A 20,047-nucleotide genomic window follows, 5' to 3' on the forward strand; every position below is an offset into this window, starting at 1 on the left:
AAGCGCATAACTCTCGCCGGACCGGCGCCGGGAATCCAATTTAATGATTGAATCGTGCCGATAGGCAATCTAATTTCAGCGGGCCGTCAGCGCCGCGGACTCGCGGTCGCCGAACCGGGACCCGCCAATCTTAACCAACGTATGCTGCTGCGCAAGGCCCAGACGCATCCTGCCAGCAACAAGGCGGCGGCACCGATAAAAACCATGGAGGCGATGGTGTCGTTCAAGGCGATGGCGGCGTCGTAGCGGTGGCGCGACAGATAGTCCAGCAGGCCGAACAGCGCCAGCGCCAGGATCACCAGCAACCAGGGTTTGCGCGGCAGCGGGGGCAGGGCGGGGTGCCGCGCCTTGAACGCGCGAATGCTGCGCCGCAACCACCACAGCGCCGCCACGGCGGGGATGGCCAGGGCGTAGCGGGCGATGATCACGACGCCGAAGATGTCGCCGTCGGCCGTGAGTGCCAGCAGCCAGGGCGGTAGCAGGATCAGCGCCAGCAGCCAGGCCAGCAGCAGTTGCGTGCGGGTGCCTGGGCGGGCCAGCTTTCCCACGACGAGGCCCAGCACCAGTACGCCGAACAGCACGGCAATGAAGATCAGGGCCGGGGCGACATAGTCGCCATTGAGCATGTATCCGCCGGGCATGGCGTGAGGGGTTCCTGAAGACCGGGATAGGGCAACGGCGTGATTCTAGCGCCGCTACACTGGCAGGCTTGCCGGCAGGCCCGATTTGCCCGCCGCGTTCATGTCAGTCCTGTTTCAAGGAGATCGCCCCATGGCCACGCGCATCCACCTGTTCGGCGCCTCCGGCAGCGGCACCACCACGCTGGGGGCGGCCCTGGGCGAACGGCTTGGCATCCCGCACCTGGAAGCCGACGACTACTACTGGCTGCCGACCGATCCGCCCTTTACCGACAAGTATCCCAAGGCCGAGCGGTGGCGCCGCATTCGCGAGCGCTTGCAGGGGCACGACGACTGGGTGCTGAGCGGCGGCTCGGTCTACAACTGGGGCCCGGGCCTGATTCCGGAATTCACGCTGGCGGTGTTCCTGCGCCTGCCGCCGGACGAGCGCATGGCGCGTTTGCGCCGGCGCGAGGCCGAGCGCTATGGCGCACAGCTGGACAGCGATGCGGCCATCCAGGAAAAAAGCCGCAAGTTCCTGGCCTGGGCGGCCAGCTATGACACGGCGACCGAGGGCACCCGCACGCCCGCCCAGCATCGGCAGTGGATGAGCTCGCTGCATTGCCCGGTCCTGACGCTGGACGCGCGCGCCAGCGTGGCGGACCTGGTGGATCAGGTGCTGGCGACGATCCGATAAGATACCGGCCATGCGCGACGCCGCCATTTGGGCGGACGCCGGCCATTTGGAGCACTACGATGTCGGACGCAAGCCTGGAACCCCGTTTGGAATTCGTCACCTGCGCCAGCCCCGCGGGCCTGCACCGCATGGCGTACTGGGAGTGGGGTGATCCGGCCAATGACCAGGTGGTGGTCTGCGTGCACGGCCTGACGCGCAGCGGCCGCGACTTCGATACCCTGGCGCGCCGGCTGGCTGGCCGCTACCGCGTGGTCTGCCCCGACGTGGCGGGGCGGGGCCGTTCCGATTGGCTGGTGAACCCGGCGTTCTATACCGTGCCGCAGTACGTGTCCGACATGGTGACGCTGGTGGCCCGGCTGCGGCCCGCCCGCCTGTCGTGGGTGGGCACGTCGATGGGCGGCCTGATCGGCCTGGGCCTGGCCGGCGCAGCCGCGTTCGCGCGGGCAATGCTGCCGCTGCGCCCGCACGTGGGCATGCTGCCGCCGCAAGCCGGGGTGCGCCTGGACAAGCTGGTGCTCAACGACGTCGGCCCGCGCCTGGAAACCGGCGCACTGGCCCGCATCGGCCAGTATGTGGGCGAACCGGGCGCGTTCGGCTCGTTTGCCGAGGCCGTGGCCAACATGCGCGCCAATTCCGGGACCTTCGGGCCGCATACCGACGAACAGTGGGAACACCTGGCCCGCTTCGTCTATCCCGAGCAGGACGGCAAGTGGGTCAAGCACTACGACCTGGCGCTGGCCCAGCCGATGGCGATGACGCCCGAGGAACTGGCCGCGGGCGAACAGGTGCTGTGGCGCTCGTATGACGCGATCGATTGCCCGATCCTGATCGTGCGCGGCGAGCAATCCGACCTGCTGACCCGCGCCACGACCGAAGAAATGCGCCAGCGCAATCCGCGGGCGCAGGTGCTGGAAGTACCCGGCGTGGGCCACGCGCCGACGCTGATGGCGGACAGCCAGGTGACGCCGGTGGCGGATTTCCTGTTGGCGTGAGGCGGGGGCAGGGCGATGGCGGCGGCGTGCGGACGGTGGCGTCGGGCAAAGCGCTCAAGTGATGCGGCGGTCGTCGGTTCCTGCTAATGGGGACACCGCCGGCTACCCGCGCTATCCAGGGGCACGGGCCTTCTCTACAATAGGCCCTATGAAAACCCCTGTCCTGAACATCGATCTGCATTGCCATTCCACCGTGTCTGACGGCGCGCTGGCGCCGCGCGACGTGGCGCAGCGTGCGCATGCCAACGGCGTCGATGTCTGGGCCTTGACCGACCACGACGAAGTCGGCGGCCTGGCCGAAGCCGCGGCCATGGCACGGGAACTGGGCATGCGTTTCGCCACCGGGGTCGAGATTTCCGTCACCTGGGCCGGCCTGACCGTGCATATCGTCGGCCTGCGCTTTGATCCCGCCAACACGGCGCTGGTCGAAGGCCTGCGCCAGACCCGCTCGGGCCGCGCCGAACGCGCCAAGCGCATCGGCGACCGCCTGGCCGAAATGGGCATGCCCGGCGCCTACGAAGGGGCGCTGCCGTTCGCCGGCAACCCGGAACTGATCAGCCGCACGCACTTTGCGCGCTACCTGGTCGAAGCCGGCTACTGCCCCGATGTGCAGACCGTATTCACCAAGCACCTGGGCGACGATCGCCCCGGCCATGTGCCCATGCAGTGGGCCACGCTGGCCGAGGCGGTGGGCTGGATCCGCGGCGCGGGCGGCATTGCCGTCATCGCGCATCCGGGCCGCTACAAGTACACGCCCTTGCAGTTCGCCGCGCTGTTCGACGAATTCCTGCAGCTGGGCGGCTTGGGCATTGAAGTCACCACGGGCAGCCACACGGTGGAAGAAGCCCGGCAGTACGCCGACGTGGCGCGCCGCTATGGTTTCCTGGCCTCGCGCGGGTCGGATTTCCACAGCCCGAAAGAAAGCCGGATGGACCTGGGCCGCTTGCCGCCTTTGCCGTCCGATCTCAAACCGGTCTGGCACGACTGGTTCTAGGGGCGACAGGCCCTATGCGGGCGGTGCGATGCCGCCTGGCTCATGGCACGGTGCGACCGTGCCGCCCTTGATCTGAATGTGCGCCCAAGGCGCTGCCGCCATGAACAAAGCTTTTGTCAAAGAATCCGACAACGAGGACGACGACGACCTGCCGCAGGCCCAGGCCTTGCCGGCAGGCACCAAGAACTACATGACGCCCGAAGGCTACGAACGCCTGCGTGCCGAATTGACGCACCTGATGAACGTCGAGCGCCCGTCGGTGGTGCAGGTGGTGTCCTGGGCCGCGTCCAACGGCGACCGTTCCGAGAACGGCGACTATCTCTATGGCAAGAAGCGGCTGCGCGAGATCGACCGGCGCATGCGCTTTCTGACCAAGCGGCTGGACATCGCCGAGGTGGTCGACCCGGCCATCCAGCCCAACCGCGACCAGGTCTTTTTCGGCGCCACGGTGCTGTATTCCGACAAGGCCGGTGAAGACCACACGGTCACCATCGTGGGCGTGGACGAGGCCGAACCCCTGGCCGGCAAGATCAGCTGGATCTCACCGGTGGCGCGCGCGCTGATCAAGGCCCGCGAAGGCGACACGGTGGTGCTGCGCACGCCGGGCGGCATCGAGGAACTGGATATCCTGGAAGTGCGCTATCCCGAGTAGCGTGGTCTGAAAGGGCGTGCATGGGGTGAGGGCGGCTTCGGGCGCGTTACCCCAGCGTTACCCCAATCAGATAGCGGCAATCAGACAGCCGCATCAATCCCACCCCAAAAAGGCGACGGGCGCCGGCTTGTGGCCGGCGCCCGTCTTTTGGTGGGCGGGATCTGGCGTCCCTGCCTCGGTTGGCGGCTTGCGCCGCCGTTCCCCTGGGGCTTGCTGCTTATTTCTTGCGGGCGGCGATGGACTTCTCGGCCAGGTTGACCAGGTCTTCGCCGATCTGCTTTTTCCACTTGTCGTAGACGGGCTGGGTGATCTTGGCGAACGCGTCGTGGTCGGCCTGGCTGAGCGAGGTCACGGTCACGCCGTGGCCTTCGATTTCCTTGAGCAGCGACGGATCTTCCGGCGTGACGCCCTTGCGCGCGATCACGATCTGCTGCTTGCCGGCGTCCAGCGCGGCCTGGCGCACGATGTCGCGGTCTTTTTCCGACCACGAATTCCAGACCTCGCGGTTGACCACGAAGATCAGCGGATCGGCCACGTAGTTCCACAGCGTCAGGTACTTCTGGCCCACGGTGTACAGCTTGGAACCGGTGTAGATGGACAGGGGGTTTTCCTGGCCGTCGACGGCGCCGCTGGCCAGCGCCGGCTGCGCGTCGGCCCAGCTCATCTGCGTGGGGTTGGCGCCCAGCGCGGTGAACGTGTCGATGTAGAGCGGCGAACCCACTACGCGCAGCTTCATGCCCTTCATGTCTTCGGGGCGCTTGATCTCGCGCTTGGAATTGCTGAGCTGGCGGTAGCCGTTTTCGCCCCAGGCCAGCGGCACGACGCCGGCTTTTTCGATGAGCTTGAACATTTCGCGGCCCACGTCGCCCTGCACCAGCGCGTCGATGGCGGCGTAGTCGGGCATCAGGAAGGGCAGCGAGAACAGGTTCAGCTGCTTGACCTGCGGCGACCAGTTGATGGTCGAGCCCACGGCCATGTCGATCACCCCCTGGCGGATGGCGGTGAATTCGCGGGTCTGGTCGCCTTGCACCAGCGAGGTGCCGGGGTAGACCTTGATGTTGATGCGGCCCTGGGTGCGCTCTCGCACCAGGTTGGACCAGATCTCGGCGCCCTGGCCCCACGGGAAGGTGGTGCCGACGACGATGGAGAGCTTGTATTCGGGCTTGTAGTTCTGCGCATGCGCGGCCGGCGCGCCGACCACGGCGGCGGCGCACAGGGCGGCGCCGATCAGGTTGCGGAAATTCATGTTGCGTCTCCTCTCTTTGCTGTGTTGTCTGTTGTTGTCATGAATGCCATGCCTGCCCGAGCCCACGCCCGGCCAGGCGCCCTCAATAGCCCAGCTTGTGCGGCAACCACAGCGCCAGTTGCGGAAACACCAGTACCGCCACCAGCACCAGGAACATCGCGCCCAGCAACCACACGACCCAACGCACCGTGGATTCCATCGGCACGCGGGCAATGCGGCACGACACCATCAGGTTCACGGCCAGCGGCGGGGTGAACTGGCCCAGCGCCACCTTCAGCGTCAGGATCACGCCGAACCACACCGGGTCCCAGCCGTAGGCCTTGGCGATCGGCATCAGCAGCGGCACGAAGATCAGGAAGATCGAGATGCCGTCCAGGAACATGCCGACGGTCATCAGCAGCAGGATCAGCAGCGCCAGCACGCCCCATTCGCCCAGTCCGGAATTGACGATGGCGTGGGTAATGGGGTCGATCACGCTCAGCGTGGACAGGGCCCAGGCGAAGATGCCGGCCAGCGTCACGACCAGCATGATCACGGCGGACAGCTCGGCGGCTTCGCGCAGGATGGTGTACAGGTCGCGCAGCTTGATGGTGCGGTGGATGCACATGCCCACGAACAGGCCATAGAACACGGCCACGACCGCGGCTTCGGTGGGCGTGAACCAGCCCATGCGCATGCCGCCCAGGATCAGCACCGGCGCGGCCAGGCCCCACGACGCATCGCGCAGGCTCTTCCAGAATGGCGGGCGCGGCAGGTGCGCTTCCAGCATGCCCATCTTGTGCTTGCGCGACAGCCAGACAGCCGGCACGATCAGCGCCAGGCCGGCCAGGATGCCGGGCACCATGCCGGCGGCGAACAGCGCCGGCACGGAGGCCTCGGGCACCAGCACCGAGTAGATGATGAAGGCGACCGACGGTGGAATCAGGATGTCGGTGGCGGCGCCGGCCGCCACCACGGAGGCCGAAAACGAGCCCGGGTAGCCGGCGCGCGACATGGCGGTGATCATCACCGCGCCCACGGCGGCGGCGCAGGCCGGGCCCGAGCCGGAAATGCCGCCCAGGAACATGGCCACGGCAATCGACACCAGCGGCAGCATGCCCGGGCCGCGTCCGACGATGGCGATGGCGAAATCCACCAGCCGCTTGGCCACGCCCGAGCGGTCGAAGATGGAGCCGACCAGCACGAACATCGGAATGGCCAGCAGCGGGTACTTGGCCAGGCCCGCGTAGAAGTTCTGCGGCACGGTCAACAGGCCATACCAGGGCGTATCCAGGTTGGACAGCACGATGGCGACGGTGCCGCCGATGCCCAGCGCCACGCCGACCGGCACGCCGATCAGCATCAGCGCGATGAAGACCGCGAAGAGGATGCCGGCGATCATGCCTGGCCTCCTTGGCCCGCGCTGTCCGTGCGCTTGAGCAGGCGGCGGATCGTGCCGAGCGTGCGCAGCGAGATCGCCGCGGCCATCACCGGCAGCCAGATCGAATACCACCAGGTGGGCACGCCGATGGCCGGCGAGGTTTCTTCGTAGAGGTACTCGTCGGCCACCAGCTTGACCGACAGCACGGTCAGGAGCACGAAGAACGCCAGCACGCAGCCATTGGAAATCAGCGCCATGATGCGCTGGCGGCGGGGCGAGCCGTTGTCGGCCAGGATCTCGATGCGGATGTGATGGTTGCGCACGAAGGCGACGCTGCCGCCGGCCATGGTCAGCACGATCAGCAGGAAGACCGAGATTTCCTCGGTCCAGGCGAACGACTGGTCGGTGAAGTAGCGCACCAGCACGTTCAGGAAGGTGATGGTCGCCAGGGCCCCCAGCAGGATCACGGCCAGCCAGTCCTCGATGGCCAGCGGCACTTTCACGGCGGGATCTGTTTCGGCGGGGATGATCGGTTCAACAGGCTCGGCGGGGGCTTCGGGGCGTGACATGTGAGGCAACGGCCAGCGCGGCAGGGCGCTTTCTAGTTATAGGGTCGCTGCATCCTACCGTCGGGGCGCGGGCGCGGGTGTTCGTGTTTTCCCGCGCTGCGGTATGGCTGCAACATGGTGCGTTGCAATACCGAGGAAGGGGGCGTGCACCGACCTGGGGCGATAAACCGCGCGCGCGGCAGGGGTTTGTTCCGGATATTGCTTTGCAGCAGGCGCATCGTTGCATCGTGGAATTCTTTTGTAACATCGGACGAAATGCCGTTGTGACGGCCCGGATCGGGGCTGAGGTAATCCCGGCTCCGGGAAAACCCCTTAAACAGGTAAAATCCTTTCTTTGCTCCCCTCCTTATACGGCGCCCGCATCGTGTCCCTAGTTCAGCATCTGCCTGGTTCCTCTGTCCTGTCCTCCTTTCGTCGTGATCGCCTGCTGGCGCAATTGAAGGAAGCCGGCCTGCCCGTGGCCGACATTTCCGCCCGCTACGAGCACTTCGTCAGCACCGACGCCGCCCTGACGGCCGAACAGCAGCAGCACCTGGCCCAATTGCTCGACTACGGCACCCCCGCCACCGGCGAGGCCCCCGCCAAGAGCCTGGCCCTGTTGGTCATTCCGCGCCTGGGCACCATTTCGCCGTGGGCCAGCAAGGCCACCGACATCGCCCACAACTGTGGCCTGTCGGCCGTGCACCGCATCGAACGCGGCGTGCGCTACACCATCACCCCCGAACGCGGCCTGTTGGGCACCAAGTCGTTCGACGACGCCATGCTGGCCCGCGCGGCAGACTGCCTGCACGACCGCATGACCGAAACCGTGGTCGACGCCAGCTTCGATGGCCAGGCGCTGTTCCAGGCGCTGGCCGGCAAGCCGATGCGCCAGGTCGGCGTGCTGGCGCGCGGCGTCCAGGCGCTGGAAGAGGCCAACGTCTCTCTGGGCCTGGCCCTGTCCGACGACGAAATCGAATACCTGGCCAAGTCGTTCACCGACCTGGGCCGCGATCCCACCGACGTCGAACTGATGATGTTCGCGCAGGCCAACAGCGAACACTGCCGCCACAAGATCTTCAACGCCCAGTGGGTGATCGACGGCCAGGAACAGCCCAACACGCTGTTCGGCATGATCCGCGCCACCCACAAGGCGCAGCCGGAAGGCACCGTGGTGGCCTATTCCGACAACGCCGCCATCATGGCCGGCGGCCCGGCGCAGCGCTTCCAGGCTGGCGTGCCGGGTTTGCCGGGCAGTACGGGCGAGGGCGTCGACAACGCCAGGTACATCCGCCGCGACACCACCGTGCACACCCTGATGAAGGTCGAGACGCACAACCACCCCACCGCGATCGCGCCGTTCCCCGGCGCCTCGACCGGCGCGGGCGGCGAAATCCGCGACGAAGGCGCCACCGGCCGCGGCTCTAAGCCCAAGGCGGGCCTCACGGGCTTCACCGTGTCGCATCTGCGTTTCGACGACGCCCTGCAACCCTGGGAAGCCGACCACCACGGCCTGCCGGACCGCATCGCCTCGCCCCTGTCCATCATGATCGACGGCCCCATCGGCGGCGCGGCGTTCAACAATGAATTCGGCCGTCCCAACCTGCTGGGCTACTTCCGCTCGTTCGAGCAAAGCGCCGGCGGCACGCGCTGGGGCTACCACAAGCCCATCATGATCGCGGGCGGCCTGGGCAGCATCGACGCCGGCCTGACCCACAAAGACGTCATTCCCCCCGGCGCGCTGTTGATCCAGCTGGGCGGCCCGGGTTTCCGTATCGGCATGGGCGGCGGGGCAGCATCCAGTATCAGCATGGGCAGCAACTCGGCTGAACTCGACTTCGATTCGGTCCAGCGTGGCAACCCCGAACTTGAACGCCGTGCCCAGGAAGTCATCGACCGCTGCTGGCAGCAGGCCGAAAACAACCCCATCATCGCGATCCACGACGTGGGCGCGGGCGGTCTGTCCAACGCGTTCCCCGAACTGGTCAACGACGCCGGCCGCGGCGCCATCTTTGATCTCAAGCGCGTGCCGCTGGAAGAATCGGGCCTGTCGCCCGCCGAAATCTGGAGCAACGAATCCCAGGAACGCTACGTCCTGTCGATCCTGCCGCGCGACCTGGAGCGTTTCGACGCCATCGCCCGCCGCGAACGCTGCCCGTACGCGGTGGTGGGCGTGGCCACCGAAGAACGCCAGCTGCGCGTGGTCGACGGCGAGGGCCTGCCGGGCCTGGACACCATCCGCCCGCAAGGCGACGCCGAAGTGCGTCCGGTCGACGTGCCGATCGACGTCATCCTGGGCAAGCCGCCCCGCATGACGCGCGACGTGCGCCGCCTGCCCGGCGTGTCCGAACCGCTGGACCTGGCCGGCATCGACCTCACCGACGCTGCCTTGCGCGTGCTGCGCCACCCCACCGTGGCCAACAAGTCGTTCCTGATCACCATCGGCGACCGTACCGTGGGCGGGCTGTCCAGCCGCGACCAGATGGTCGGCCCGTGGCAAGTGCCGGTGGCCGATTGTGCCGTCACCCTGGCCGACTACGAAGGTTTCCGCGGCGAAGCCATGGCCATGGGTGAACGCACCCCCATCGCCATGCTGAACGCGCCCGCCTCGGGCCGCATGGCCGTGGCCGAAGCCCTGACCAACCTGGCCGCCGCCGACGTGGCGCGCCTGGAAGACATCAAACTGTCCGCCAACTGGATGGCCGCGTGCGGCGTCGACGGCCAGGACGCCGCGCTGTACGACACCGTGTCCGCCGTCAGCGAACTCTGCCAGGCCGCCGGCCTGTCGATTCCGGTCGGCAAGGATTCCCTGTCCATGAAAACGTCCTGGCAACAGGACGGCGAGCAGCGCCAGGTGGTGGCGCCGGTGTCGCTGATCGTCACGGCCTTCGCGCCGGTGGGCGACGTGCGCGCCAGCCTCACGCCGCAGCTGCGCACCGACGCCGGCGACAGCGTGCTGATCCTGATCGACCTGGGCCGCGGCCTGCACCGCATGGGCGGCTCGATCCTCGCCCAGACCTACAACCAGGTCGGCGAAACCGTGCCGGACATCGATTCGCCCGAAGCCCTGCGCGCCTTCTTCGTCACCATCCGCACGCTGGCCGAAGCCGGCACGCTGCTGGCCTACCACGACCGCTCCGACGGCGGCCTGTTCGCCACGCTGGCCGAAATGGCCTTTGCCGGCCGCACCGGCATCTCGGTCAACCTGGACATGCTCACCTTCGACCCGCAATCGGCCGATTGGGGCGACTACAAGATCCGTCCGGAACAAGTGGCCGTGCAGCGCGAAGAACTGACGCTCAAGGCGCTGTTCTCGGAAGAAGCTGGCGCCGTCATCCAGGTGCCGGCCGCCCAGCGCGACGCCGTGATGCAGGTGCTGCGCGGCGCGGGCCTGTCGGCCCACTCGCACGTCATCGGCGGCCTGAACGGCGCCGACGAAATCGAGTTCTATCGCGACGGCAAGAAGGTCTGGGGCCAGCCGCGCGCCGAACTCGCCCGCGCCTGGAGCGAAGTGTCCTACCGCATCATGTCGCGCCGCGACAACCCGGCTTGCGCGCAAGCCGAGCTGGACGTCTGGAACGACACGAAAGACCCGGGCATGACGCCTGCTGTCGCCTTCAATCCGCAAGAAGACGTGGCCGCGCCGTTCATCAACACCGGCAAGCGTCCGCGCGTGGCGATCCTGCGCGAGCAGGGCTGCAACAGCCAGGTGGAAATGGGCTGGGCGTTCGACACCGCCGGTTTCGAGGCCGTTGACGTCCATATGACCGACCTGCTGTCGGGCCGCGTCGACCTGGGTCGGGTGCAGGGCCTGGTGGCCGTGGGCGGCTTCAGCTACGGCGACGTGCTGGGCGCCGGCGAAGGCTGGGCCCGCACCATCCGCTTCAACAGCAAGCTGTCGGACCAGTTTGCCGCGTACTTCGCGCGCCCCGACACCTTTGCGCTGGGCGTGTGCAACGGCTGCCAGATGATGGCCGCGCTGGCCCCGATGATTCCGGGCGCCGAGCACTGGCCGCGCTTCACGCGCAACCAGTCCGAAAAGTACGAAGCCCGCCTGTCGCTGGTCGAACTGGCCAAGTCGCCGTCGATCTTCTTTGCCGGCATGGAGGGCGCGCGCATTCCGGTCGCCGTGGCACACGGTGAAGGCTACGCCGACTTCTCCCAGCAGGGCGATGCCGGCCGCGTGCTGGCCGCCGCGCGCTTCATCGACAACTACGGCAATGCCACCGAGGCCTACCCGTTCAACCCGAACGGCAGCCCGGCCGGCCTCACGTCGGTCACCACGGCCGACGGCCGCTTCACGGTGATGATGCCGCACCCGGAACGCGTGACGCGCAACGTCATGATGTCGTGGGCGCCGGAAACGTGGGGCAATGCGGATACCGGCGGCGCTTACAGCCCCTGGATGCGCATGTTCCGCAACGCCCGCGTCTGGGTTAAATAAAAGGCGGCTGTTGCCGCCGACAAAGACCTCACCAGGTTCTGGTGAGGTTTTTTTTCGCCTGCTGGGTAACCCACGATGTAACCCAATGAGATATTTAACTTTTCATTGCATCGGGCCGTAAAGAAGGGGGACAGCCCTTGGCGGCTGCCTCATGCAAACCCGGAAAGGCCCCCCATGTTCAAGAACCTGAGTATCCGCGCGGTCCTGACGACCGCGCTTGGCGTTTTTTTCGCGCTGTTCCTGCTGACCGGCATTGCCGTCTACCAGCAACTGACGTCCAACCGCACTTCCATCGAAGTGCTGCTGGACACCAACCTGGTGCGATCCAACGCCATGGACGACGCAGGCGCCGAACTGCTGCGTGCCCGCCTGGTGCTGCTGGCCGCGCAGAGCGCGTTGCTGGAAGGCAAGCGCATCGACAGCCTGGCCAGCATGCAGCGGCTGGACGGCTATACCAAGCGGGCGGCCGACCTGGTGCAGAGCGCGCGCCAGACGCCCGAAACGTCGCCGGTGGGCAAGCCCCTGTTCGAGGCCGCGCTGGCGGCTTATGACGTATACCTGCGCGAGGCGGTCCTGCCGATGATTGCCGCCATTCGCGCCAGCAATCCCCAGGAAGCCAGCCGGCTGAACCTGGACAAGGTGACGCCGCTGGGCATCACGTTCACGCAGGCCAACCAGAAGTATTCGGACTTTGCCGACGAGGTCGGACGCCGGGTGGCGAACGAGTCGTCGACGCGCATCAATGGCGCCATCGCGTTCCTGATCGGCCTGCTGGTGGTCGTGGCCGTGCTGGTCGTGGGCCTGTACGCCGTGTTTGCCCGGTCGGTGTTCCGGCCGCTGCACGACGCCGGCCGCCTGTTCGACCGTATTGCCAGCGGCGACCTGACCAACCGCATCGAGCAACGCGGCAACAATGAGATCGGCGTGCTCTACGCCGCCGTCAAGCGCATGCAGGACAGCCTGGCGCGCACCGTGGCCGCCGTGCGGCTGGGGGTCGAGGAAATCCATACGGGTTCGCGCGAGATCGCGGCGGGCAACATCGACCTGTCGTCGCGCACCGAGCAGCAGGCCGCCTCGCTGGAGGAAACTGCCGCCAGCATGGACGAGCTGTCGTCCACGGTGAAGAACAACGCCGACAGCTCGCGCAGCGCATCGCAACTGGCCGTGGCCGCGTCCGATGTGGCCACCCGCGGCGGCCAGGCGGTGGGTGATGTGGTGGGCACCATGCGCGCCATTGCCGACAGTTCCAACCGCATCGCCGACATCGTCGGCGTGATCGACGGCATTGCCTTCCAGACCAACATTCTGGCGCTGAACGCGGCGGTGGAGGCCGCCCGGGCCGGGGAACAGGGCAAGGGCTTCGCCGTGGTGGCCAGCGAAGTACGCGCGCTGGCCCAGCGCAGCGGTCAAGCCGCCAAGGAAATCAAGGGCTTGATCGACGATTCGGTGCAGAAGGTGTCGATCGGTTCGGACCAGGTGGAAGCGGCCGGCGCCACCATGCAGGAAATCGTGACGTCGGTGCGCCGGGTGACGGACATCATCAATGAGATTTCCAGCGCGTCCGAAGAGCAGTCGCAGGGTATCCAGCAGGTGAACCAGGCCGTGTCGCAGATGGACAGCGTGACGCAGCAGAACGCGGCGCTGGTCGAGCAGGCGGCCGCCTCGGCGGCTTCGCTGGAAACGCAGGCGCAACGCCTGCGAGAAGCGGTGGCGGTGTTCAAGCTGCAGGCCGGCCGGGTGATCGATGCCGATGCGCAGGCCTTGGGGCGTGACGGCGAACCGGTCTTGCTGGGCGCCTGAACCCGCCGCCGACCAGGATGGCTTTTCAGGCCAGCGCCCGCGCCAGCCAGTCGACCAGCGCGCGGGCGCGCGCCGGCAGGCGCCGCGGGCCGCTCAGCGCATAGAGCGTGACCGGCTCCATTTCCCAGTTGGGCAGCACCGGCACCAGCCCGGCGGCAAGCGGGGCCGCCGTGCCGGTGGCATGCAACGCGGCAATGCCGACGCCGCGCGCGGCCAGCTGCATCGCCATGGCCGGCGTATCGACGCCATAGCGCTCACGCACCATGACCACCACGCGTTCCGATCCCGACCACAGCCGCCAGCGAGCCGGCCGGCTATCGTGCCCGCGCTGCGGACCGACGTGCAGGCCGACGCAGTCGTGCAGCGCCAGCTCGATGGGATGTTCGGGCGGCGGCCGCTGCGCCAGGTAGCCGGGCGCGGCATACAGGCGGGCACGCAGGGCGCCCAGGCGATGGGCCACCCGGGCGGGGTCCGCGGGCGGTTCCAACCCGATGGAAAGATCGCAGCGCTCGCGCACCGCGTCAGTTTCGGCGCCGCCCTGGCCCAACTGGACCCGCACGTCTGGATGCCGTTCGGCGAAGGCCGCAAGCGCCGGTGCCAGCGCGTCGTGCACGCGGGCGTCCGGCAGGATCAGGTGCAGCGCGCCCGCTTGGGTCAAACGCATCATTTCGATGTCCGGTGCGATCGCAACCGATCAGAACGCGTAGACCACGCCGACGCTGCCGAACACATTGGCGCGGCGTTCGGTCAAGGGGCTGTCGCGGGCGTCGCCCAACAGCGTGTTCACGCCCACGGTGGTGATGGTGCTCCAGCTGGGGTTGATGCGATACGACCAGTTGGCGAACACGGCCGCCGACTTGAAGCCGGATGACGCCGAATAGGTCGACAGGCCTTCGCGGCTGCGCGCGGCCTGGCTGGACGTGACGCCGAACCAGGTCTGCATGGCGTCGTGGCTGGCCCATTGCGTGCTGGCGCCGACATTGACGCGGTGGGCGCCTTCTTGCCAGGCGTTATAGGTGGCGCGCAGTTCCAGCGTGCCGCCGTAGCCGCTGCGGGCCGCCTGCCGGTAGGCCGCGCCCAGCGACCAGGGGCCGGGCGTCCATTCGACGAAGCCGCCGTAGGTGGCGTGGAAGTCGATGTCGTCCAGCCCCTTGGTGCGGTCGGCATCGCTGGCATCGCGGCCCAACGCCATGCCCAGGAAGACGCCGGCCTTCCAGTCGGGCGCCAGGTCGGTCTGCAGGCCCAGAGCGGGCAGGCCGGCGCGCGGCGAGATGAAAAAGTTGCCGGAATGGTAGTTGATCAGGGGCACGGGCAGGGCGCGGTACTCGCGCGAGCCTTCATAAACCGGGACGTATCCCACGCCCAGGCCGATGAAATTGGTGCCGGGTTGATCGGCCTGGGCCTGGCCTGCGGCGCAGGCCAGGACGGCGGCGGTGGCGGCGCCTCTTGCTAACATTGCCAGCTTCATTGCGGGGATCTTCCTTTCTGGTGGGCCTTGCGCGCGGCAGCGGCCGCAGCGCGATAAGGCGCCCATTGTCGAAGCGCGCTTTTAAAAATTCTTTAAATCCTGGGCGGCACAATGCCGCACCGTGGATAGTCAGGGAGTGTTCGTGCAAGTCTTGCTGGTGGAAGACGACGCCATGCTGGGGGACGCCTTGCGCGCCAGCCTGGCGGGGTCGGGCATGCGGGTCGATTGGGTCCGCGACGTACCGGCTGCACGCCTGGCGCTGGTCGAGCACAGCTATGGCGCGGTGCTGCTCGACCTGGGCTTGCCCGGGGGCAGCGGCCTGGCGGTGCTGAAACACCTGCGGTCGCGTTACGACGCCACGCCGGTGCTCATCATCACCGCCCGAGACCGCCTGACCGAGCGGGTGCAGGGCCTGGATGCCGGCGCGGACGACTATATCGTCAAGCCGTTCCAGCTCGATGAACTGCAGGCGCGGTTGCGCGCGGTGGTGCGGCGCAGCCGCAATTCGGTGGTGTCGGTCCTGCGTTGCCGCGATGTGCTGCTGGACCCGGCCCGGCGGGTGGTCACCAAGGCGGGCGCCGAAGTCGTGCTGAGCGCCAGCGAATATCGCACGCTGCTGGCGCTGATGGAACGGTCCGGCCAGACCGTCAGCCGCGAACAGCTCGAATCCGCCGTGTACGGCGGCAGCGGCACCATCGAAAGCAATACCGTGGCGGTTTATATCCACCAACTGCGGCGCAAGCTGGGCGACGACCTGGTGGCGACCGTGCACGGCCTGGGTTACCGCATCGCCACGGCGGACGCGCCATGAAGACCCTGCGCCGACGTCTGACTATCACCCTGTTGCTGACGCTGCTGCTCACGTGGGCGGCCGTATTCTTTTGCCAGCAGCACGCCATGAACGAGGCGCGTACCGGCATACGCGACCAGGCGTTGATGGACAGCGCCAACCAGGCCATCCTGTCGCTGCGGCGCAATCTCTTGGCCGAAATGACCGATGAACGCTTCGAGCTGCCTCCTTCCAGCCTGTACCGGGGAGATCGCAGCCTGGTTCAGATCTGGTCCCTGCAAGAGCGCCGCCTGGTGTTGCGATCCCCGGAGGCGCCGGCCCAGCCCCTGAATCCGGGCTTCGAGGACGGTTTCAGCGATGGCCAAGGAGAGGGGGAGAGCCTGCGTGTGTATACGCTCAGCGATGCTTTCGGCCAGGTACAGGTGCAAATGGCGCGCGCTGACAGTGTGTTGCGGGCCGAGGCCGTGGCCGCCTTCAAGCGAGGCCTGCTGATCGTATCGGCGTTGTTCCTGTTATTGGCCGCGGCAATCTGGATCGTAGTGCGCCAGGCTTTTCGCCGGGTGGACCAGGCTGGCGAGGCGATCCAGCAACGCGCGCCGTTCGATCTGGCTCCCTTGCCGCTGGACAATTTGCCCGGCGAGCTGCATCCCTACGTGCAATCCATCAATACCTTGTTGTTGCGTCTGCAAGCCGCCATGGACCATGAACGGCGCTTTCTGGCTGACGCCGCTCATGAACTGCGTACGCCTCTGGCCGCGCTCAGCGCCCAGACCGAACTGCTGTTGCAGGGCATTGCGGGTACGCCAGCGGCCGAAGTCGGCGTCAAGCTGCGGGCCGTGGCACAGCGCACCGCGCGGCTGGCCGAGCAATTGCTGGACCAGGCCCGGATGGACGCGGTCAGCGAAAAAGGCGCCGATCTGGAAGCCGTGGCGTTGGACCAGCTGGTGGTGCTGCTGGTGCGCGACAGCGAATCGGCTGCCTCTCGCAAGCGCCAACGCATTCAGCTGGATGTGCAGGCCTGCGAGGTGCGGGGGCGCTTGGATAGCCTGGGCATGTTGGTGCGCAACCTGCTGGACAACGCCTTGCGCTACACCCCGGAAAATGGCCAGATCGCGGTGGCCTGCGGTCCCGCGCAAGATGGCGGCGCCTGGCTGCGCGTGGCCGACGATGGTCCGGGCATCGCGCCGCGAGAACGGGTGCGGGTGTTCGATCGTTTCTATCGCGGGGTGGGGGCGGGCGCGGGGGACGGCGGCAGCGGCATTGGCTTGTCGCTGGTGGCGCAGATTGCCGCGCGGCACGGCGCCACCGTGGCGTTCGCGCCGGGACTCAATGGCCGTGGCGTGGGGCTGCTGGTGACTTTTCCCGGCGCGCCGCCGGCCGCGGCCTGAACCGCGCGTCCCCGCGCGAATCAGGCCTTGCGGGCGCGCCGTTTACTGATCCAGCTGGATCTTGGCGTCGGCCGCCACGTTCTTCCACTTCTTCACGTCGCTGGCGATCACGTTCTTGAATGCATCGGACGTGCCGGCCACGACCGTGCCGCCCAGGCTGGCCATCTTGGCCTTCACCTCGGGGTTGTTCAGCGCCTTGACCGATGCGTCGTGCAACTTCTGCGTCACGTCGGCGGGCAGGCCCTTGGGGGCCAACAGGCCGTTCCAGGCATTGGCTTCATAGCGCGGCAGGCCGGCTTCCTTGAAGGTCGGCGTGTCGGGCAGTTCGGGCGAACGCGTGTCGGCGGCGATGGCAATCGGGCGAATCTGGCCGCCCTTGATGTAGGGCAGAGAGGCCGGCACGGGTTCCCAGATCATCGACACCTGGCCGCTGATCACGTCGGTGAACGCCGGGCCCGCACCACGGTAGGCGATGTGCATGAGCTTGGCGCCCGTCATCGACTTCATCAGTTCCATGGCCAGGTTGCCCAGGCCGCCCGCGCCCGACGAGGCGTAGGTGTATTTGTCCGGGTTGGCCTTGGCCGAAGCGATCAGCGCGTTCAGGTCGGCGGCCGGAAAGTCCTTGGTCACGCTCAGCACGCCCGGCACGGTGACCAGTTGCGTGATGGCGGTGAAGTCCTCTACCGCGTCGTACGTCAGGTTTTTGTAGACGGCGGGGTTGGTGCCGTGGGTGCTGGACGAGGCCAGCAGCAGGATGTAGCCATCGGGCGCGGCATCTGCTACGAAGCGCGTGCCGATCGAGCCGCCCGCGCCGGCCTTGTTCTCGACCACCACGGTGGCGCCCAGTTCGGTGCCCAGCTGCGCGGCGAACACGCGGCCGATGATGTCGGCGGTGCCGCCGGGGGCGAACGGCACGATCAGGCGCACGGGCTTGTTGGGATAGTCGGCCTGCTGGGCCGAGACCGCGCCGGGCAGCAGCGAAGCGCCCGTCAAGAGCGCCACGGCCAGGGTGGTTTTGGTCAATGTCATGAGTGTCTCCAGGCGAAGGTTAGTCGAGGCCGTTGAGCCAGTCGACGATCAGTTCGGCGATGCGGTCGCTGTTGCGGTCCAGCATGCAGAAATGCGAATTGCCGGCGATGCCGGCGGCGGGCAGGTCCAGCACGTCGGCCCGCTTGCCCGCGCGTTGCAAGGCGTGCCAATAGGCGTCTGTCCGGGCGCGGTAGCCCTGCCAGGTGTCGTTGGCGGCGAAGTGGTCGCCCCAGACCAGCAGTTGCGGCGGCAGGGGGCCGTCGACCGTGGCGGGCGTGCCGGTGGGTTCCACCGCCACCACCGCGCGGATCGGGCCGGGGCATTCGCGCGCCAGTTGCGTGGCGTAGCCGCCGCCCTGGCTGTGGCCGATGACGATGCAGGGGCCGGCCAGGTCCAGCAGCAGGCGATAGGCGTCCAGCGCCATCGCGTCGTGGTTCAGCCAGCGCGGCACGAATTGCTTGGCGAAGGTATCGAAGGCGTCTTCGGGAAACTGCTGCCCCGGATAGGCGCGGCGCGCCTGGCCGGCGGGCGCGTAGCCGTCGGCGGGGCCGATGCGGAACAACTGCCAGGCTTCTTCCTTGGAACGGAAGATCGGCGCGGTGTCGTAGACCTGCGGCGACATGGCCCACGACGCGCGGCCGCGTTCGGGGGCATCGGCCACGAACACGTCGTAGCCTGATTGCAGCAGGCGCCACAGCCAGCCCTGGCGGCCGTCGGGCGTGCTTTCCCATTGGGCGCCCGTCATGCCGCCGCCATGCCACAGCAGCACGGGGTAGGGGTGGCGCGGCTGCGCCAGCCGGTATTCCTGCACGTAGAGCTGGCCGGCGCTGTAGCGGCCGTTCATGTCGATGGCGCGCGCCGAGGCGTTGCCCACCACTTTCTTCTGCAGCACCGGCAGCCCGCTGGCCACGACCTCGTGCCCGCCCAGAAAGTGGCTGCGCAGGGTTTTCAGCAGAATGGGGGCGTCGGGCATCGGCATCTCCGGAATGACGCCGTAATACTAGTTGTAACTAAAGCCAGCTTTGTGCAAAATGTGCAGACGCTGTGCCGAATCGGCACAGCACCATAACAAGCCGTCGGAGACAGGATGGACATCAAGTGGCTGGAGGACTTCGTGGCGTTGTCCAAATCGCGCAACCTGTACCAGGCGGCCGAGGCGCGCAATATCACGCACCCGGCGTTCGGGCGCCGCATCAAGGCGCTGGAGGATTGGGCCGGCGTGCCGCTGGTGGAACGCGGCCACCAGGTGTCCACCCTGAACCCGGCCGGCCGCAGCATGCTGGCGGCGGCCATCGACGTGCTGGACATCCTGCGGGAAACCCGGCTGAGCCTCCAAAAGCCGGAATTGACCCGCAGCCGCAAGATCTCGATTGCCTCGGGCAAGACGCTGGCGCATTCGGTGCTGCCCGGGCTGATGGCCAGCGTGCAGCAGGGCATGCCGCCCTTCCAGTTGAAGGTGATCACCACCACCCTGAATTACGGCGTGGACATGCTGGCCGAGGGCGAGGTCGATTTCCTGCTGTGCCACGCCCATGAACCGCTGTACGCCCAGATCGACAACCCCCATTACCGCTGCCGCCGGGTGGGCGCCGACAAGCTGGTGGCGGTAAGCGCGCCGCTGGCCGCAGGCAGCAAGCACCCGCGCCACGCCGTGCCCAAGCTGGCCAGCGACCCGGCGGTGCCGTTCCTGGCCTATGCCGACAGCATGTCGCTGGGCCGCATCCTGCGCGACCGCTTGCGCGGCCTGTGCGTCACCGCGCAGTTGCAGACGATGTATGAATCGGACCTGGCCGACGCCCTGCACGCCATGGCCCGCCAGGGGTTCGGGCTGGCGTGGCTGCCGCACACGCTGGTCGAGGCCGACCTGCGCGCAGGCAGCCTGGTGCGCGCCGACAGCGCGCGCAACGACATCCATATGGAGATCCGGCTGTACCAGTCGGTAGACAACGCCAAGCCGCTGGCGCGCCAGGTGTGGGGCCGGATCGAGGCGTACGCGGCGCGTTAAAATAGCGGAATTCCCCC

The 20,047-nt window shown here is 67.5% G+C and carries 17 protein-coding genes; 9 read left to right on the top strand and 8 right to left on the bottom strand.

Features of this window, described 5'->3' with window-relative positions:
- Nucleotides 1–86: 86 nt before the first annotated feature.
- On the bottom strand, nucleotides 87–641 hold the full coding sequence (locus AC3WMR_RS13690) for a hypothetical protein (protein WP_492265453.1): 555 nt from the start codon (nucleotides 639–641) through the stop codon (nucleotides 87–89).
- Nucleotides 642–771: 130 nt separating this feature from the next.
- Here AC3WMR_RS13690 and AC3WMR_RS13695 point away from each other — a divergent pair, with 130 nt between their 5' ends.
- The 4 genes from AC3WMR_RS13695 to greB all read left to right on the top strand — a co-directional run bounded on the left by AC3WMR_RS13695 (nucleotide 772) and on the right by greB (nucleotide 3,952).
- Nucleotides 772–1,314 (top strand): AAA family ATPase, encoded by a 543-nt coding sequence (locus AC3WMR_RS13695; RefSeq protein ID WP_492265454.1) that lies wholly within the window; start codon nucleotides 772–774, stop codon nucleotides 1,312–1,314.
- Between the two features lie 59 nt (nucleotides 1,315–1,373).
- Nucleotides 1,374–2,306 (top strand): alpha/beta fold hydrolase, encoded by a 933-nt coding sequence (locus tag AC3WMR_RS13700; RefSeq protein ID WP_492265455.1) that lies wholly within the window; start codon nucleotides 1,374–1,376, stop codon nucleotides 2,304–2,306.
- Nucleotides 2,307–2,454: 148 nt separating this feature from the next.
- Entirely contained in the window at nucleotides 2,455–3,300 is an 846-nt protein-coding gene (locus AC3WMR_RS13705; protein WP_492265456.1) for a 3',5'-nucleoside bisphosphate phosphatase, read from the top strand.
- 100 nt (nucleotides 3,301–3,400) lie between these two features.
- Entirely contained in the window at nucleotides 3,401–3,952 is a 552-nt protein-coding gene (greB, locus tag AC3WMR_RS13710) for a transcription elongation factor GreB (RefSeq protein WP_025136048.1), read from the top strand.
- 217 nt (nucleotides 3,953–4,169) lie between these two features.
- Here greB and AC3WMR_RS13715 read toward each other — a convergent pair whose 3' ends face one another.
- The 3 genes from AC3WMR_RS13715 to AC3WMR_RS13725 all read right to left on the bottom strand — a co-directional run bounded on the left by AC3WMR_RS13715 (nucleotide 4,170) and on the right by AC3WMR_RS13725 (nucleotide 7,127).
- Entirely contained in the window at nucleotides 4,170–5,198 is a 1,029-nt protein-coding gene (locus AC3WMR_RS13715; protein WP_492265457.1) for a DctP family TRAP transporter solute-binding subunit, read from the bottom strand.
- 82 nt (nucleotides 5,199–5,280) lie between these two features.
- Entirely contained in the window at nucleotides 5,281–6,579 is a 1,299-nt protein-coding gene (locus AC3WMR_RS13720; protein ID WP_492265458.1) for a TRAP transporter large permease, read from the bottom strand.
- Nucleotides 6,576–7,127, bottom strand: a complete 552-nt coding sequence (locus AC3WMR_RS13725; protein ID WP_492265459.1) for a TRAP transporter small permease — start codon at nucleotides 7,125–7,127, stop codon at nucleotides 6,576–6,578. The genes AC3WMR_RS13720 and AC3WMR_RS13725 overlap by 4 nt, the downstream gene beginning before the upstream one ends.
- A 364-nt stretch (nucleotides 7,128–7,491) precedes the next feature.
- Here AC3WMR_RS13725 and purL point away from each other — a divergent pair, with 364 nt between their 5' ends.
- Nucleotides 7,492–11,550 carry a phosphoribosylformylglycinamidine synthase gene (purL, locus tag AC3WMR_RS13730; protein WP_492265460.1) on the top strand — a complete coding sequence of 1,353 codons (4,059 nt, stop codon included), beginning with the start codon at nucleotides 7,492–7,494 and terminating at the stop codon, nucleotides 11,548–11,550.
- Nucleotides 11,551–11,724: 174 nt separating this feature from the next.
- Nucleotides 11,725–13,350, top strand: coding sequence for a methyl-accepting chemotaxis protein (locus AC3WMR_RS13735; protein WP_492265461.1), 1,626 nt, complete (start codon nucleotides 11,725–11,727; stop codon nucleotides 13,348–13,350).
- Between the two features lie 25 nt (nucleotides 13,351–13,375).
- Here the strand turns inward: AC3WMR_RS13735 and AC3WMR_RS13740 are convergent, their stop codons facing one another.
- Nucleotides 13,376–14,017, bottom strand: coding sequence for a substrate binding domain-containing protein (locus AC3WMR_RS13740; RefSeq protein WP_492265462.1), 642 nt, complete (start codon nucleotides 14,015–14,017; stop codon nucleotides 13,376–13,378).
- A 27-nt stretch (nucleotides 14,018–14,044) separates the two neighbouring features.
- Nucleotides 14,045–14,818: a MipA/OmpV family protein gene (locus AC3WMR_RS13745; RefSeq protein ID WP_492265463.1), complete on the bottom strand. Its 774-nt coding sequence runs from the start codon at nucleotides 14,816–14,818 to the stop codon at nucleotides 14,045–14,047.
- Nucleotides 14,819–14,960: 142 nt separating this feature from the next.
- On the opposite strand from AC3WMR_RS13745, the gene AC3WMR_RS13750 reads away from it, so the two are divergent.
- Nucleotides 14,961–15,629 carry a response regulator transcription factor gene (locus tag AC3WMR_RS13750; RefSeq protein ID WP_492265464.1) on the top strand — a complete coding sequence of 223 codons (669 nt, stop codon included), beginning with the start codon at nucleotides 14,961–14,963 and terminating at the stop codon, nucleotides 15,627–15,629.
- A complete protein-coding gene (locus AC3WMR_RS13755) occupies nucleotides 15,626–16,996 on the top strand; it encodes an ATP-binding protein (RefSeq protein WP_492265465.1) in 1,371 nt (456 codons plus the stop codon). The genes AC3WMR_RS13750 and AC3WMR_RS13755 overlap by 4 nt, the downstream gene beginning before the upstream one ends.
- Before the next feature lie 42 nt (nucleotides 16,997–17,038).
- Here the strand turns inward: AC3WMR_RS13755 and AC3WMR_RS13760 are convergent, their stop codons facing one another.
- Together AC3WMR_RS13760 and AC3WMR_RS13765 are read right to left on the bottom strand one after the other, a co-directional pair.
- Nucleotides 17,039–18,025, bottom strand: a complete 987-nt coding sequence (locus AC3WMR_RS13760; RefSeq protein ID WP_492265466.1) for a Bug family tripartite tricarboxylate transporter substrate binding protein — start codon at nucleotides 18,023–18,025, stop codon at nucleotides 17,039–17,041.
- 19 nt (nucleotides 18,026–18,044) lie between these two features.
- Nucleotides 18,045–18,998 (bottom strand): alpha/beta hydrolase, encoded by a 954-nt coding sequence (locus AC3WMR_RS13765; RefSeq protein ID WP_492265467.1) that lies wholly within the window; start codon nucleotides 18,996–18,998, stop codon nucleotides 18,045–18,047.
- A gap of 114 nt (nucleotides 18,999–19,112) precedes the next feature.
- On the opposite strand from AC3WMR_RS13765, the gene AC3WMR_RS13770 reads away from it, so the two are divergent.
- Nucleotides 19,113–20,030 (top strand): LysR substrate-binding domain-containing protein, encoded by a 918-nt coding sequence (locus AC3WMR_RS13770; protein ID WP_492265468.1) that lies wholly within the window; start codon nucleotides 19,113–19,115, stop codon nucleotides 20,028–20,030.
- Nucleotides 20,031–20,047: the final 17 nt, after the last annotated feature.

It is taken from the genome of Achromobacter sp. FW305-C-28 (genome assembly GCF_058783235.1).